1 protein-coding gene is annotated in these 1,118 nt (G+C 46.8%); it reads left to right on the top strand.

The genetic code is table 11. The annotated features are described in order from the left end of the window. Window positions 1-8: 8 nt before the first annotated feature. Window positions 9-1,118, top strand: a protein-coding gene (locus tag ACYVHX_RS29575) for an IS3 family transposase (protein WP_460675337.1) whose coding sequence is annotated in 2 segments (ribosomal slippage) — window positions 9-261 and window positions 261-1,118 — 1,111 coding nt annotated over the 2 segments. Because the reading frame shifts where the segments join, the coding sequence is not laid out codon by codon here. This gene is flagged as partial in the annotation.

The raw sequence follows: 1,118 nt of genomic DNA, 5'->3' as shown, positions 1-1,118 counted from the left end.
GGAAGACCATGAAAAAGAACAAATTTACCGAGTCCCAAATCATCGGAATTCTACGCCAGCAGGAGACTGGAAAGTCAGTGGTTGACATTTGCCGCGAACATGGCATTAGCCAAGCCACTTACTACCAATGGAAAAGCAAATACTCAGGCTTGGAAATTAATCAGTTAAAACGTTTGAAGGAGTTAGAGAACGAACTGGCTCAATACAAACGAATTGTGGCTGAGCAAACGCTTCAACTGACGGTTTTGAAGGATGTGATCGAAAAAAAGCTATAGGGCCTGCCGAAAAACGCGAGTTGGTGCACTACGCTCATCAGAACCACCAGCTTAGTTTACGACAGGCCTGTAAGTTGTTCCGTATCCATCTTTCCGTATTTTATTATCAACCCAAACTCAGTCAGGATGAGCCAATTCGAGACCAACTAGCCCAGTTAGCCGAGCTGCATAGCCGGTGGGGATTTTGGATGATGCACCACCATTTGCGGAATCTAAACCATTCTTGGAATCATAAGCGTGTCTACCGGATTTATACCCAGATGGGGCTAAATCTAAGACGGAAGTATAAAAAACGGCTCCCAGCTCGAGTGGTCGAACCCTTGGTTCAACCATTAGCAGCCAATTTGACTTGGTCAATGGATTTCATGCAGGATGGACTAGCAAACGGAGTCGAGTTTCGCTCCTTGAATATCATTGATGATTACAACCGGGAAGCGTTGGCCATTACCCTGGATACGAGTTTGACCAGTAAACGCGTAATTCGCGAGTTGGATCAACTCATTGCTTGGCGAGGTGCCCCTGAAAAGATCCGGGTGGACAATGGTCCGGAATTTATTGCTCAAGCGATGAGCGACTGGGCAGAGTTGCGAAAAATAGACCTACTGTTTATTGAAAAAGGCAAGCCTTATCAGAATGGGTATATGGAACGGTTTAATCGTAGCTTCCGGGAGGAAGTCTTGGACGCCTACTGCTTTACGCGTCTGAAGGAGGCACAAGTGATGGCCCATGCCTGGATGTGGATTTACAACAATGAGCGTCCCCACCAATCGTTGGGCTACAAGGCACCAGTTGTTTTTCTTCAGGAGCAGGACCACACTCAACGACCGCAGACATTCATGAAAG

It is taken from the genome of Larkinella ripae (assembly GCF_054780775.1).
The sequence above is the reverse complement of the archived record's forward strand: the minus strand, read 5'-3'. Positions and strand labels throughout refer to the sequence as shown.